Raw genomic sequence first — 14,693 nt, 5'->3', positions numbered from 1 at the left:
ATAAACCCTCCCCTTCACCCGGATAGCGGCGTTTCGACCGAACTTCGACAGCTTTGTAGAAGCTTGACCAAACCCACCCCTCGACGTGCACCCCCGTCCGGCATATATAGTTCACCGACATATGCAGCTCAACAGCTCACGAGGGGGAAGTGTGTCCCACAGCGATCCGACCCGATCCGCACCCGTCCTGCACCTGGCCAACGTCACCCGGGTGCACGGCCGGGGCGCCGCCGAGGTACACGCCCTGCGCGGCGTCGAACTGGCCGTCCACCCCGGCGAGTTCGTCGCCGTCATGGGCCCGTCCGGCTCCGGGAAGTCCACCCTGCTGACCCTGGCCGGCGGACTCGACGCGCCCAGCGAGGGCGAGATCCTGGTCGAGGGCGTGGCCCTCGGCGGCCTCAGCCGCGGCCGGCTCGCCGACCTTCGGCGGCGCTCCATCGGGTACGTCTTCCAGGACTACAACCTGATCCCCGCCCTCACCGCCGCCGAGAACATCTCGCTGCCCCGCGAACTCGACGGAGTCTCCGGACGCACCGCCCGCCGCGAGGCGCTCGCCGCCCTGGAGGAGCTCGGCATCGGGGAACTCGCCGACCGCTTCCCCGACGACATGTCCGGCGGCCAGCAGCAGCGCGTCGCCATCGCCCGCGCGCTGATCGGCGAGCGCCGCCTCGTCCTCGCCGACGAACCGACCGGCGCCCTCGACTCCGCCACCGGCGAGGCCGTGCTCGCCGTGCTGCGCGCCCGCTGCGACGCCGGGGCCGCCGCGATGATGGTCACCCACGAGGCCGCGCACGCCAGTTGGGCGGACCGGGTGGTCCATCTGAAGGACGGCGCGGTCGCCTCCGAGAGCCACGGGCGGCGCACCGGCAAGCGCCGGCTGACCGCCGAGCCGCTCAGCGCCCCGGCCGACGGCTACGGCCACGCGGCCGACGGGGCCGGGCACTCGGCCACCGGCACCGGGCACGCGGTCGGCGACTTCGGCCACGCGGCCGACGGCTACGGCGAGGTGGCCCGATGAGACTCGGCGCCTGGAAGGTCGCCCTGCGCATCGCCCGCCGCGACGCGCTGCGCGCCAAGGGCCGCAGCGCCCTGATCGTCGCCATGATCGCGCTGCCCGTCCTCGGCGTCACCGGCGCCGACGTCGTCCACCGCAGCGGGCAGCTCACCCCGGCCGAACGGGTCGAACGGGTGCTGGGCGGGGCGGACGCCCTCGTCACCTCGCTCGCCCCCGGCCGGGCCGTCGAGCAGGCCCCGGTCGCCGAGGACGGCGCCTTCGCGGCCCAGCCCCGCCCCGGACAACCGCCCACGGCCGAGCAGCAGAAGGCCGCCGGCACCGACCCGGTCACCCTGGTCACCGGGCTGCTGCCGCCGGGCAGCGTGCTCACCTCCGCCCGGCAGGGCCCGGAGACCGGCGCGACCTCCCCCGAAGGCCTGGTCCGCACCCTCACCACCGAGGCCGACCTCACCGACCCGCTCTGGCACGGCCGGCTCAACCTGGTCGACGGCCACGCCCCGGGCGGCCCGCGCGAACTGGCCGCCACCCGGGCCTTCCTCGACAACGCCGGGCTGGCCGTCGGCGGCACCACCACCTTTCCGGGCCTGGAGCGGACCACCTTCACCATCACCGGCGTCGTCGAGCACCCGGACGACCTCCGCCGGGTCGAACTCGTCGCCCAGTCGGGCGCGTTGCTGAGCCAGCTCGCCGCCGCCACGCCTCCCGGCAGCCCGGCCGCGGCACCGCCGGAGCCCGAACGCGGCGCCTGGCTGGTCCGGCTCCCCGCCGGGGCCACCCTCGACTGGGCCAAGGTCCAGGAGTTCAACGCCCACGGCTACACCCTCACCGCCCGCTCGGTCGCGCTCGCCCCGCCGCCGCGCGCCGCCGTCCCCTACTACCGGGACGCCTACCGCTCCTTCGGCCCCTCCGCCGACGACAACACCAAGGTCGTGGTGGCCACCGTCACCGGCATGGGCCTGCTGGAGGTCGCCCTGCTCGCCGGCCCCGCCTTCGCGGTCGGCGCCCGCCGCTCCCGCCGCCAGCTCGCGCTGCTCGGCGCCGCCGGCGGCCGGCGGACGCACGTCGGCGCGGTGGTGCTCGGCGGCGCCCTCGTCCTCGGCGCGGCCGGGGCCGTGGTCGGCGTGGTCCTCGGCGGCGGCCTCGTCGCCGGGCTGCGCCCGTGGATCGAACGGGCCGGCGGCGCCCGCTTCGGACACTTCGCCCTGCCGCCACTGGACCTGCTCGCGATCGGCGGGATCGGCCTGCTCACGGCGCTCCTCGCGGCCGCGCTGCCCGCCCGGCAAGCCGCCCGCCGCAGCGTCACCGCCGGACTCACCGACCGGGACACCGTCCAGGCCCCGAACCGCTGGGTCACCGTGCTCGGTGTGCTGCTGCTCGCCGCCGGCGCCGCCCTGGCCCTGTACGGCGCGAGCGCGCTGCAACACGGCGGCGTGCCCGTCGTCAGCACCTACGACACCCGCACGCTGACCGTGCTCGGCGGCTCCGTCATCGCCGAACTCGGCCTGCTCGCCTGCACCCCCGCACTCGTCGCCCTGCTCGGCCGGCTCGCCAGGCGGCTGCCGCTCGGCCCCCGACTCGCCCTGCGCGACTCCGCCCGGCACCGCTCGCGTACCGCGCCGGCCGTCGCCGCCGTGATGGCCGCCGTGGCCGGGGCCGTCGCCATCGGCGTCTACAGCACCAGCACCGACGCCGAGAACCGCCGCGACTACCGGCCGCAGGCCCCGTACGGCGCCGTGCAGCTCCTCTCCACCGTCGACGGACCGCAACTCGACGGCCTGCGCGCCGAGGTGGGCAAGCAGCTGACCGACCTGGGGCCGCGCGCCGACCTCGGCGAAGCGGTGTACCAGTTCTGTGCCAACTGCTCCAGCACCGTCCAGCTCAAGGGCACCGTGAACTGGCGCACCGCGTCCGGCCCGCCGCACCTGGCCTCCGGGGACGCCGCCATGCTCCGCACCCAGTTCGGCATCCACGACCCGGCCGCCGAACAGGCCCTGGCCGCCGGGAAGATCCTGGTCTTCGACCGCGCCTTCCTCGCCGGCGACGGCCGGGCGGTGCTCCAGCTGCGCGGCAGCTCCGGCGCGCCGCTCCAGCCCGGCGAGGTCCCCAAGCCCGACCTTCAGGAAATCCCGGCCGACGCCGTCCTGGTCGAGAACCCGACCGCCGCCCGCTTCGCCCAGGGCCTGATCCTGCCCTCGGCGCTGCCCAAGCTCCTGCCCGGGCTCACCGCGAAGCCCACCGGCTCGATCTGGGTGCCCGCCACCCCGCCCGACCGCAAGGCCCAGCAGCGCACCGAGGCCGCCGTCGTCCGGCTCGACCGGGCCGCCCAGCTGGAGGTCGAGCGCGGCTTCCAGCCCCGCGGCGACGCCCTCACCCTGGCCCTCAGCGGCTTCGCCGGACTGGTCGTCCTCGGCGCCGCCGGCATCGCCACCGGCCTGGCCGCCGCCGACTCCCGCCAGGACCAGGCCACCCTGGCCGCCGTCGGCGCACCACCGCGGATCCGCCGCACCATGGCGGGACTGCAGTGCGCGATGATCGCCCTGCTCGGGGCGCTGCTCGGGGCGGTCAACGGCTTCGTCCCCGCGGTGGGCCTGCTGAAGTCCCGGGCGAGCGGGTTCGGCGGCCACCCGGCCCTGATCACCGCCCCCTGGGGCCAGCTGCTGCTGGTCGTCCTGGTGCTCCCGGTGCTGGCGGGGCTGCTCGCCGCCCTGCTGACCCGCTCCCGCATCCCGATGGGGCGGCGGCTGTCCTGACCCCTGGCGCACGCCGGTGCCCGCCCCCCATTCCGGAGGGCGGGCTTCGGCGTGCGCGGGCGACCCGCGCGCGAGAGCGCCGTACCATGGGCGGGTTCTAGCGGGCGAAGGGCGCCGGCGGTCGGCGAGGGAGAGAACGGCGGTGCTGCGCGGGTTCGGCGATCTGGAGGCCGAGATCATGGACCGGCTGTGGTCCTGGGGGCGGCCCGCCACCGTACGCGAGGTGGTGGACGACCTCCAGCGGCAGCGGCCGGTCGCGTACACCACCGTCACCACGGTGGCCGACATCCTGCACACCAAGGGCTGGCTGCGCCGGGACAAGGTGGGCCGGGCCTGGGCGTACGAGCCGACCTGCACCCGGGAGGCGTACACCGCGCGGCTGATGCGCCAGGCGCTGGAGACCACGCCGGACCGGGCGGGTGCGCTGCTGCACTTCGTCGACGGGATGAGCAGCGACGAGGCATCCGCGCTGCTGGCGGCGCTGGAGCAGGTGAAGGCCCGGGACGCCGAGTGACCCTCGCGCTGCTCGGCCTCCACCTGGCCGTGACCGGGGTCCTGCTGCCGCGCCGGCTGGCCGGCTCGGCCCGGTTGCAGGCGCGCCCGGCGGCGGGCGCCGCGCTCTGGCTGGCCCTGATGGCCTCCTTCCTGGTCGCGTTGCTGCTGGCGGCGCACCACGCGGTGGAGCCGTTCGCCCACGAGCCGGCCGGGCTGGTCGGGCTGTTCCCGCACCCGGAGCCCCCCGGGCCCATCGCCCCGCACACCCACGACTGGTGGCTGCTGGCCGCCGCCGGGGCCGCGATCGCCACGGTGGTGGCGGCCGTCGGCGTCCGAGCCGGACGGGCGCGCCGACGGCACCGGGCGATGCTGGACGTGGTCGCCGTCCGGGACGGGCGCTGGGGCGCCCTGATCCTGGAGCACGCCCACCCGACCGTCTACTGCCTGCCCGGCCGCAGCTCCCGGGTGGTCCTGTCGCGCGGGGCGCTGCGGCTGCTGGACGACCGGCAGTTGGCCGCGGCGGTGGCGCACGAGCACGGACACATCCGCGGCCGCCACCACCTGTTCCGGCTGCCGGCGGACACCTTCGCCCTGCTGTTCGGCCCGCTGCCGCTGGCCCGGCGCGGGCGGGCGGAGGTGGGGCTGCTGCTGGAGATGGCGGCCGACGACGCCGCGCTGGCGCGGGTGTCGCGCAGCGAACTGGCCTCCGCGCTCTGCGCCCTGGCGACGTCCGGAGCCCCGACGGGCGCCGCGCACGGCGTCGTGCCGGGCACGGCGTACGGCATCGCGCCCGGCGGGTCGCTGGCGGCGTCCGCCACCGGGGTGCTGGCCCGGGTCCGCCGGCTGGCCCGACCGGGGCACGGCCGACGAAGGCGCCAACTGGCCTTCTGGATAGTGGTGTCGGCGCTCCCGCTGCTGCCGTACCTGCTGGCCTGCGCGCCGCACCCGTAGGGCGTCCGCCGTCCCCCGGTCACGATGCCGGGCGGACCCTAGCGGTGCCGCAGGTACGCCTCGGCGGTTTCGCGCAGGCGGTCGTGCAGGCCGTCGTAGGCGCGGACCCGCCCGAGCAGGCTCTTCGGCAGCTTGGCGACCATCGTGTAGTTGGTGTCGCAGACGTTGGCGGCCGGCGCCAGCCCGGCCTGGCTGACCAGTTGGTAGGCGTCGAGCTGGTCCAGGCCGAGCAGGTGCCCGGTCCAGCCGACCAGGTCGTGCTGGCTGATCCGGAACGCGTCCTCCAGGGGGCGGGCGGAGCCGGTGCTGATCAGGAAGCGGTCGTCCTCCAGCCGCGGCCAGGCCGGTCCGCCGCCCTTGACCAGGTCGACGATCACGGTGGTGCGCATGGCCGCCTCCACCGCCGTCCCGCACACCTCCCCCTCCCCCTGACGGGCGTGGCCGTCGCCGATGGCGAGCAGCCCGCCCGGGACGTTGACCCCGAAGTAGGCGGTGGTGCCGGCCCGCATCTCGGGGGTGTCCAGGTTGCCGCCGTGCGCGCCCGGCGTGATCGAGGCCAGCACCTCGCCGGCCGCCGGGGCGACCCCGACGGTGCCGTGCATCGGGTCGAGCGGGAGGTCCACCGTGAAATCACTGTTCCGGGCCCGGAATCGGCAGACGCCCGCCTTGAGGTCCAGGTCGTAGACCCAGACCCGCTCCTCCAGCGGCGGGTGCAGCATCGCCGTGCTGTGGGTCGCGGTCAGCGCGCCGAAGTGCGGGAAGGTGCTGGAGACGCCGTACTCCCGGGCCGGGGTGATCTCCACGAAGTGCACCGCGAGGACGTCGCCGGGCTCCGCGCCCGCCACCGCGATCGGCCCGGTGACCGGGTTGAGGTAGGGGAAGACGCAGACCTGGCTGGGCAGGTCGCCGGTGCCGCGCACCTTGCCGCCGAAGCAGTCCTCGGTGGTCAGTTCGACGATGGTGCCGGGCCGCACGGTGACGAGCGGTGCGCGCCCGCCGAAGGTGTAGGCGTAGTCGGCCGGGGCGGGGGCCAGCTGGACGGTCTCGGGCAGGCTCACGGGTTCTCCTCGCGGGTGGTGGGCGCATCGACGGCGGATTCGGGCCCGGTGGCGGGATCGGGCTCGGTGCCGGATCCGGGCTCGGTGCAGGATCCGGGCTCGACGGCCGATCCGGGCTCGACGGCCGATTCGGGCTCGACGGCCGATTCGGGCTCGACGGCCGATTCGGCCTCGATGACGGCCAGTCGGGGCTTGCGGCCGGTGGCCACCAGCCCGGCCAGCACGACCGCGCCGACGGCCAGCCAGACGAAACCGAGCCGCTGGGCCGCTATGTTGGCGTTCACGACCACGTAGGCGAGGATCGCGAAGCCGAGGACCGGCGCGATCAGGTGGCGCCAGTAGTCCTTGCTGCGTCGGCGGATCAGGTAGTGGACGACGACGGCGACGTGCAGGACCAGGAAGGTGGTCAGCGCGCCGAAGTTGACCAGGGTGCTCAGCAGGGTGATGCCGTCGTCACGCGAGGCCATGTAGAGGCCGAGCAGCAGCGAGATCGCGGCGGTCAGCAGGGTGGCGTTGACCGGCACCCGGCGCTCGGGGTGGATCCGGGCCAGGAAGGCGGGCAGCTGGCGGTCCCGGGCCATCGCGTACAGCAGCCGCGAGGTGGCGGCCTGGGCGACCAGGGAGTTGGCGAAGCCCCAGGCGACGGCGGTGGAGGCGGCGGTCAGCGTGGCGAGCCAGCTGCCGGCGGCGGTGCGGGCCGCGTCGTAGAAGGCGGTGCCGTTCGGATCGCCGTCCCGGATCAGGGCGTCCGGGTCCGGCACCAGCAGCGAGGCCACCCACGTCTGCACGATGAACAGCGTGCCCGCGAGCAGCAGCGCGGCGACCATCGACCGGCCGACGGCCTTGGTGGAGTCCCGGTTCTCCTCCGAGAGGGTGGAGATCCCGTCGAAGCCGAGGAAGCTGAGCACCGCGATCGAGACCGCGCCGAAGACCAGGCTCCACGAGAAGGTGTGCGCGTTGTAGAGCGGGGTGAAGTCGAAGCCCCGGCCCTTGCCGGAGGCGAGCGCGATCACGCCGACCACCACGAACAGCGCCAGCACGACGAGTTCGCCGATCAGCATCGCCTTGTTGACCCTGGAGGTGGTCTCGATGCCCAGGTAGTTGACCACGGTGTTGAGCAGCACGAAGCCGACCAGCCAGAGCCACACCGGGACGGACGGGACCAGCGAGTTCATGGCGACACCGGCGACCAGGTACAGCAGCCCCGGCACCAGCACGTAGTCGAGCAGGATCATCCAGCCGGACAGGAAGCCGACCGGCGCCGCGATGCCCCGCCCGGCGTAGGTGTACACCGAGCCGGCCATCGGGAAGGCCCGCGACATCTGGGCGTAGGACAGGGCGGTGAACATCATCGCGACCATGCCCAGGACGTAGGCCAGCGCGACCATGCCGCCGGAGCCCTGGAAGACGCCGCCGAAGATGCCGAACGGTGCGATCGGCACCATGAAGACCAGCCCGTAGACGAGCAGGTCGGTGAAGGTCAGGGACCGGCGGAGTTCCTGTTGGTAGCCGTAGCTCTCGATGCTCCGGGGCGCGGGCGTGTCAGCCATGGTGCTCCCTCTCCGTGACGACCCTGGGGGTGTGGGGAGACTGTAGGGGCAAGTACTTCCAGATGCTCCTGTTTCCACGTTCCGCCGCACGAGGAGGACCGACCGGGCGGACCCGGAGAACGCGAAGGCCCGCCCCCGCCGAGGCGGGAGCGGGCTGCCGAACTGCCGAACTGCCGAACTGCCGAACTGCCGAACTGCCGAAGCCTACGGCCGGACGGCGCCCACGTACGGCATGGCGCTGATCGGGAGGACCTCGACGTTCTTGCCGGTGCGCGGGGCGTGGATCATCTTGCCGTCGCCGATGTAGATGCCCACGTGGTGGATGTCGGGGTAGAAGAAGACCAGGTCGCCGGGCTGGAGGTCGGCGCGCTGGACGCGGGCGCCGCTATTCCACTGGTCCTGGGACATCCGGGGCAGCTTGACGTTGGCCGAGCGGTAGGCGCCGCCGGTGAGGCCGGAGCAGTCGAAGCTGCTGGGGCCGGTCGCGCCCCAGCCGTAGGGCTTGCCGAGCTGGGCGTAGGCGAACTGGAGGATGGCGGCGGCTCGACCGCTGGCGGGCGGCGCCGGGGTGTTCATGTTCTGGCGCTCCGAGGAGCGGGAGGCCCGGTCGGCGGCGGCCGCCGCCTGGGCCTCGGCCTTGGCCTTCTCTGCGTTCTGCTGGGCGTTGATCTTGGCGCGGTCCTCGGCGCTCAGCTTGTTGAGCATGCCCTGTGCCTGGGCGAGCTTGGCCTGGATCTGCTTCTTCTTCTCCCCCAGCTCGGTGCCGACGGAGTCGAGCTGGGCCAGGGTGGCCGTGGCCTCGGCGCGGTCCTGGTCGAGCTTGCGCTGCTCGTTCTGGGCCTGCTTGAGCAGGGATATCTGGGAGTCGGCGAGGTGGTTCTGCACCGAGGCGCGCTCCAGGTAGGCGGCCGGGTCGGAGTCGAGCATCAGCTGGAAGGACGGGTCGATGCCGTTGGTGCGGTACTGGTCGGCGGCCACCGCGCCGAGCTGGGAGCGCAGCTCGTTCATCGCCTCCTGCCCGCGGGCGACCTTCTCCTGGATCTTGCTGGCGTCGCCCTGGAGCTTCTGCTGCTTCTCCTGGAAGCCGTTGAACTGCTCGACGGCCTGCTCCGCCTCCTCGTTGAGCTTGTCCACCTGTTCCTTGACGGAGGCCAGGTTGGGGGCGGGCTCGGCGTGGGCGGTGCCGGAGGCGAGGACGGCGCCGCCGGCCATGGCCGTGGTGAGGACCGCCATGCGGGCCCGGCTCGGGGGGCTGGGCTTGCGACGCTTTCCCATGGCGGGGGGCTCTCCTTCGGGGGACGGCAGGGGACGGCGAAGGCGGGCGAGGACCTACGGGGGTTCGGTCCCCGCCCACCTTCTTCGAAGTAACTTAATAGATGAGTGGAGGGGTTCCGCAATCCCCCTGTTCCGGGCCGTCCCTGGCGATCGATCGTGGCCCCCGGCACCGGCGTTGACCTCGGGTGCCGCCGTCCGCGGCACTCCTCGCCGCCCGGAGTGCTGAGAACGTGCCAAATCGAGGGAAAGGTCACACGGACCGCCCCTCCTGCGGGCCTGCGAACGAGCGCTAACCTGCGGTCATGAACGTCCTGCCCGAAGGGCTCCCCCTCGCCGCCGAATTCCCGGCCGCACACCGCGAGCAGTGGCAGCAGCTCGTCGAGGGCGTGCTGCGCAAGTCCGGCGCGCACCCCGCGGACGGCGCCGCCGCCGAGCGGGCGCTCACCACCGAACTCCCGGACGGGCTGCGCGCCCGCCCGCTGTACACCGCCGAGGACGCCCCGGCCGAAGCCGGCTACCCCGGCTTCCCCCCGTTCGTCCGCGGCGGCCGGCCGCAGGGCGCCGCCGTCGCCGGCTGGGACGTCCGCCAGCGGCACACCGACCCGGACCGCCGGCGCACCAACGAGGCGGTCCTGGCCGATCTGGAGAACGGCGTCGGCTCGCTCTGGCTGGAGCTCGGCGGCACGGGCCTGCCCGTCACGGCCCTGCCCGAGACGCTGGCCGGCGTGTACCTCGACCTGGCCGCCGTGGCACTCGACGCCGGGCCCGAATTCACCGCCGCCGCCGAGCAGTTGTTCGCCCTGTACGAGGAGCGCGAGGTCTCCCCCGGTGCCGCCGCCGGCAACCTCGGCGCCGACCCGCTGGGCCTCCAGGCCCGCACCGGCGAGACCGGACGCACCACCGCGCTGCTCGCCGAGGCCACCGCGCTGGCCGCCCGCTGCTCCGCCGAGTACCCCGGCGTCCGGGCGCTGACCGTGGACGCCCTGCCCTACCACGAGGCCGGCGCCTCGCCCGCCCAGGAGCTGGGCTGCTCGCTCGCCACCGGCGTCGCCTACCTGCGGGCGCTCACCGCCGCCGGGCTGTCGGTGGACGCCGCGCTCGGCCAGCTGGAATTCCGCTACGCGGCCGACGCCGACCAGTTCCTCACCATCGCCAAGTTCCGTGCCGCGCGCCGCCTCTGGTCCCGCGTCGCCGAGGTGTCGGGGGCTTCCGCGGCGGCCTCGGCGCAGCGCCAGCACGCCGTCACCTCCCGGGTGATGATGACCGCCCGCGACCCGTGGGTGAACATGCTGCGCACCACCGTCGCCTGCCTCGCCGCCGGCGTGGGCGGCGCCGACGCCGTCACCGTGCTGCCCTTCGACAGCGCCCTCGGCCTGCCGGACTCCTTCGCCCGCCGGATCGCCCGCAACACCCAGTCGATCCTGCTGGAGGAGTCCCACCTCGCCCGGGTGATCGACCCGGCCGGCGGCTCCTGGTACGTCGAGCAGCTGAGCGAGGAGCTGGCGGCGGCCGCCTGGGCCTGGTTCCAGGAGATCGAGCGGGCCGGCGGCCAGCAGGCGGCGCTCACCGACGGGACGGTCCGCGAGCGGATCGCCGCGACCTGGGCGGAGCGTTCCGTCAAGCTCGCCAAGCGGCGTGAACCCGTCACCGGCGTCAGCGAGTTCCCACACCTGGACGAACAGCCGCTGGTCCGCGAGCCGGCCCCGGCCGCACCGGGCGGCGGGCTGCCGCAGGTGCGCCGCGCCGAGGCGTACGAGGCGCTGCGCGACCGCTCGGACGCGCAGCTCGCGGCCACCGGCGAGCGGCCGAAGCTGTTCCTGGCCTCGATCGGCACCGCCTCCGCGCACACCGCGCGCACCACCTTCGCCGCCAACCTGTTCCAGGCCGGCGGCATCGCGACGACCTCGCTGGAGTCCGTCGACCCGGCCGCCTTCGCCGAGGCCTTCACCGCCTCCGGCGCCACCGCCGCCTGCCTGTGCTCCGGCGACGCGCAGTACGGCGAGCACGCCGAGGCCGTCGCCGGCGCGCTGAGGGCGGCCGGAGCCCAACGGGTGCTGCTGGCCGGTCGGCTCGGCGAAACCCCGGCAGGAGTAGACGAGTTCATCCACGCGGGCGGGGACGCCATCGCCGTCCTCACCTCCCTGCTCGACCAGATCGGAGTGGCACGATGATCCCCGACTTCACCGGAATCGGGCTGAACGGGGATCCCTCCGGGGACGTCACCGACGGCCAGTGGCGGGCCGCCTGGCGGCAGTCCACCGGCAAGGACGTCGACGAGCTGGTCTGGGACACCCCCGAGGGCATCGGCGTCAAGCCGCTGTACACCACGGCGGACCTGGCCGGCCTGGACTTCCTGGAGACCTACCCGGGCATCGCCCCGTACCTGCGCGGGCCGTACCCGACCATGTACGTCAACCAGCCGTGGACCGTCCGCCAGTACGCGGGCTTCTCCACCGCCGAGGAGTCCAACGCCTTCTACCGCCGCAACCTGGCGGCCGGCCAGAAGGGCCTCTCGGTCGCCTTCGACCTGCCGACCCACCGCGGCTACGACAGCGACCACCCGCGCGTCACCGGCGACGTCGGCATGGCGGGCGTGGCGATCGACTCGATCTACGACATGCGCCAACTCTTCGACGGCATCCCGCTGGACAAGATGTCGGTGTCGATGACCATGAACGGCGCCGTCCTGCCCGTCCTGGCCCTGTACATCGTGGCCGCCGAGGAGCAGGGGGTGGCACCCGAGAAGCTGGCGGGGACCATCCAGAACGACATCCTCAAGGAGTTCATGGTCCGCAACACCTACATCTACCCGCCGCAGCCGTCGATGCGGATCATCTCGGACATCTTCGCGTACACCTCGCAGAAGATGCCCCGGTACAACTCCATCTCCATCTCCGGGTACCACATCCAGGAGGCCGGGGCCACCGCCGACCTGGAGCTGGCCTACACCCTGGCCGACGGGGTGGAGTACCTGCGCGCGGGCCTGGACGTGGGACTGGACGTGGACGCGTTCGCGCCGCGGCTGTCGTTCTTCTGGGCGATCGGCATGAACTTCTTCATGGAGGTCGCCAAGCTGCGCGCGGCCCGGCTGCTGTGGGCGAAGCTGGTCAAGCAGTTCGACCCGAAGAACGCCAAGTCGCTGTCGCTGCGCACCCATTCGCAGACCTCCGGCTGGTCGCTCACCGCCCAGGACGTGTTCAACAACGTGACCCGCACCTGCGTGGAGGCGATGGCCGCCACCCAGGGCCACACCCAGTCGCTGCACACCAACGCGCTCGACGAGGCGCTGGCCCTGCCCACCGACTTCTCCGCCCGGATCGCCCGCAACACCCAGCTGCTGCTCCAGCAGGAGTCCGGCACCTGCCGGGTCATCGACCCGTGGGGCGGCTCCGCCTACGTCGAGAAGCTCACCCACGACCTGGCGCGCCGTGCCTGGCAGCACATCCAGGAGGTCGAGGCGGCCGGCGGCATGGCCAAGGCCATCGACGCGGGCATCCCGAAGATGCGCGTCGAGGAGGCCGCCGCCCGCACCCAGGCCCGGATCGACTCCGGCCGCCAGCCGGTCATCGGCGTCAACAAGTACCGGGTGGACAGCGACGAGCAGATCGACGTGCTCAAGGTCGACAACTCCTCGGTGCGCGCCCGCCAGATCGAGAAGCTGCGCCGGCTGCGCGAGGAGCGCGACGAGGCGGTCTGCCAGGACGCGCTGAACGCGCTCACCCGGGCCGCCGAGGCCGGCCCGCAGCGCGGCGGCTCGCTCGACGGCAACCTGCTGCACCTGGCCGTCGACGCGGCCCGGGCAAAGGCCACCGTCGGCGAGATCTCGGACGCCCTGGAGAAGGTGTACGGCCGGCACAGCGGCCAGATCCGTACCATCTCCGGTGTGTACCGAGACGAAGCGGGCCCCTCGGCCTCCCTCCAGCGCACCCGCGACCTGGTCGAGCGGTTCGAGCGGGCCGAAGGCCGACGCCCGCGGATCCTGGTCGCCAAGATGGGCCAGGACGGCCACGACCGCGGCCAGAAGGTGATCGCCACCGCCTTCGCCGACCTCGGCTTCACCGTGGACGTCGGCCCGCTCTTCCAGACCCCCGACGAGGTCGCCCGCCAGGCCGTCGAGGCGGACGTGCACATCGTCGGCGTCTCCTCGCTCGCCGCCGGGCACCTCACCCTGGTCCCCGCGCTGCGCACCGCGCTCGCCGAGGCCGGCCGGGAGGACATCACCATCGTGGTCGGCGGGGTGATCCCCCCGCAGGACTTCGACGCGCTGTACGAGGCGGGAGCGGCGGCGGTCTTCCCGCCGGGCACCGTCATCCCGGACGCCGCCTACGACCTGCTCACCTCGCTGGCGGCCGACCTCGGCCACGAGCTGTGAGATTTTGATCGTATGCCTCCGCGGACGATCGACCTCGACAGCTATGTGACGGGTGTCCTCGACGGCTCGCGCGCCTGGATCGCGCGCGCCGTCACCCTCGTCGAGTCCACCCGGCCCGACCACCGCGCGCTCGCGCAGCAGTTGCTCCAACGGCTGCTGCCGCACGCGGGCGGCGCGGTCCGGGTGGGCATCACCGGCGTGCCAGGTGTCGGCAAGTCGACCTTCATCGACTCCTTCGGCACCATGCTCACGGGGCTCGGCCACCGGGTCGCGGTGCTCGCCGTCGACCCCACCTCCAGTCGCACCGGCGGCTCCATCCTCGGCGACAAGACCCGGATGGAACGCCTCGCCGTCGACCCGCACGCCTTCGTCCGCCCCTCGCCCACCTCCGGGACGCTGGGCGGCGTCGCCAAGGCCACCCGGGAGTCCATGGTGGTGATGGAGGCCGCCGGCTACGACGTGGTCCTGATCGAGACGGTGGGAGTCGGCCAGTCCGAGACCGCCGTCGCCGGGATGGTCGACACCTTCCTGCTGCTCAGCCTGGCCCGCACCGGCGACCAGTTGCAGGGCATCAAGAAGGGCGTCCTGGAGCTGGCCGACGTCATCGCCGTCAACAAGGCGGACGGGCCGCACGAGACGGATGCTCGCGCCGCGGCCCGCGAACTCGCGGGCGCCCTAAGGCTGTTGCAGGCTCCCGACGCGGCGTGGACGCCCCCGGTGCTGACCTGTAGCGGGCGGGACGGCGCCGGACTCGACGTGCTGTGGGAGCGGCTGCAGCAACACCGCAAGGTCCTCGACGCCACCGGTGCGCTGGCCGCGAAGCGGCGGGACCAGCAGGTCGAATGGACCTGGACGATGGTCCACGACCAGCTCTACGCGCGGCTGCACGAACACCCCGAAGTGCGGCGGCTCTCGGTCGAGTTGGAGACCCAGGTCCGCGCCGGCACCATGCCGGCCGGGCTCGCCGCGCAGCAGATCCTCGACAGCTTCTTCGGCTTGTTCGGCACGCCCTGACGGGAGGCGCTGCTCGGGTGGCTCCGGGGAGGAACAGGTACGAGGGCCGTGCCGGTGTGCACGGCCCTCGCACCGGGTGTGGGGCGCCCCGTTCCCGCCCTCGTCGCCCGGATCTGCACGTGGTGGTGAGCTGTGCGGTGTGCTCTGTCACCTGTACGCGATGCTGAGCTGCATTGTTCGGTGAGGAATCGAACCCCTGCGTTGCTCTTCACG

Annotated in this window: 10 protein-coding genes; 7 read left to right on the top strand and 3 right to left on the bottom strand. The window is 73.6% G+C overall.

The genetic code is table 11. The features are described 5' to 3' along the window. Positions 1–121 precede the first annotated feature (121 nt). From AC07BF_RS17360 to AC07BF_RS17345, 4 genes are all read left to right on the top strand, one after another. Positions 122–1,018 carry an ABC transporter ATP-binding protein gene (locus tag AC07BF_RS17360; protein ID WP_400989537.1) on the top strand — a complete coding sequence of 299 codons (897 nt, stop codon included), beginning with the start codon at positions 122–124 and terminating at the stop codon, positions 1,016–1,018. Continuing rightward, entirely contained in the window at positions 1,015–3,765 is a 2,751-nt protein-coding gene (locus AC07BF_RS17355; protein ID WP_400989538.1) for an FtsX-like permease family protein, read from the top strand. Before AC07BF_RS17360 ends, AC07BF_RS17355 begins: the two co-directional genes overlap by 4 nt. 145 nt (positions 3,766–3,910) lie before the next feature. Next, a complete protein-coding gene (locus AC07BF_RS17350) occupies positions 3,911–4,279 on the top strand; it encodes a BlaI/MecI/CopY family transcriptional regulator (RefSeq protein ID WP_363589677.1) in 369 nt (122 codons plus the stop codon). Next, a complete protein-coding gene (locus AC07BF_RS17345) occupies positions 4,276–5,211 on the top strand; it encodes a M56 family metallopeptidase (RefSeq protein WP_400989540.1) in 936 nt (311 codons plus the stop codon). The genes AC07BF_RS17350 and AC07BF_RS17345 overlap by 4 nt, the downstream gene beginning before the upstream one ends. A 38-nt stretch (positions 5,212–5,249) precedes the next feature. Here AC07BF_RS17345 and AC07BF_RS17340 read toward each other — a convergent pair whose 3' ends face one another. The 3 genes from AC07BF_RS17340 to AC07BF_RS17330 form a co-directional block, all read right to left on the bottom strand. Beyond that, entirely contained in the window at positions 5,250–6,269 is a 1,020-nt protein-coding gene (locus tag AC07BF_RS17340) for an acetamidase/formamidase family protein (RefSeq protein WP_363587078.1), read from the bottom strand. Continuing rightward, on the bottom strand, positions 6,266–7,819 hold the full coding sequence (locus tag AC07BF_RS17335; protein WP_400989542.1) for an amino acid permease: 1,554 nt from the start codon (positions 7,817–7,819) through the stop codon (positions 6,266–6,268). The genes AC07BF_RS17340 and AC07BF_RS17335 overlap by 4 nt, the downstream gene beginning before the upstream one ends. A gap of 204 nt (positions 7,820–8,023) precedes the next feature. Further along, entirely contained in the window at positions 8,024–9,094 is a 1,071-nt protein-coding gene (locus tag AC07BF_RS17330; RefSeq protein ID WP_363625125.1) for a C40 family peptidase, read from the bottom strand. 302 nt (positions 9,095–9,396) lie between these two features. On the opposite strand from AC07BF_RS17330, the gene AC07BF_RS17325 reads away from it, so the two are divergent. Genes AC07BF_RS17325 through meaB form a run of 3 tightly spaced genes read left to right on the top strand, consistent with a single transcriptional unit; the run spans position 9,397 to position 14,480 of the window. Further along, positions 9,397–11,265, top strand: coding sequence for a methylmalonyl-CoA mutase family protein (locus AC07BF_RS17325; protein WP_400989544.1), 1,869 nt, complete (start codon positions 9,397–9,399; stop codon positions 11,263–11,265). After that, positions 11,262–13,466 carry a methylmalonyl-CoA mutase gene (scpA, locus tag AC07BF_RS17320; RefSeq protein WP_400803280.1) on the top strand — a complete coding sequence of 735 codons (2,205 nt, stop codon included), beginning with the start codon at positions 11,262–11,264 and terminating at the stop codon, positions 13,464–13,466. The genes AC07BF_RS17325 and scpA overlap by 4 nt, the downstream gene beginning before the upstream one ends. A gap of 12 nt (positions 13,467–13,478) precedes the next feature. Continuing rightward, a complete protein-coding gene (meaB, locus tag AC07BF_RS17315; RefSeq protein WP_400989546.1) occupies positions 13,479–14,480 on the top strand; it encodes a methylmalonyl Co-A mutase-associated GTPase MeaB in 1,002 nt (333 codons plus the stop codon). Positions 14,481–14,693: the final 213 nt, after the last annotated feature.

This window comes from Kitasatospora sp. NPDC043950, from assembly GCF_056435345.1.
This window is presented reverse-complemented; position numbering and strand designations above follow the sequence as displayed.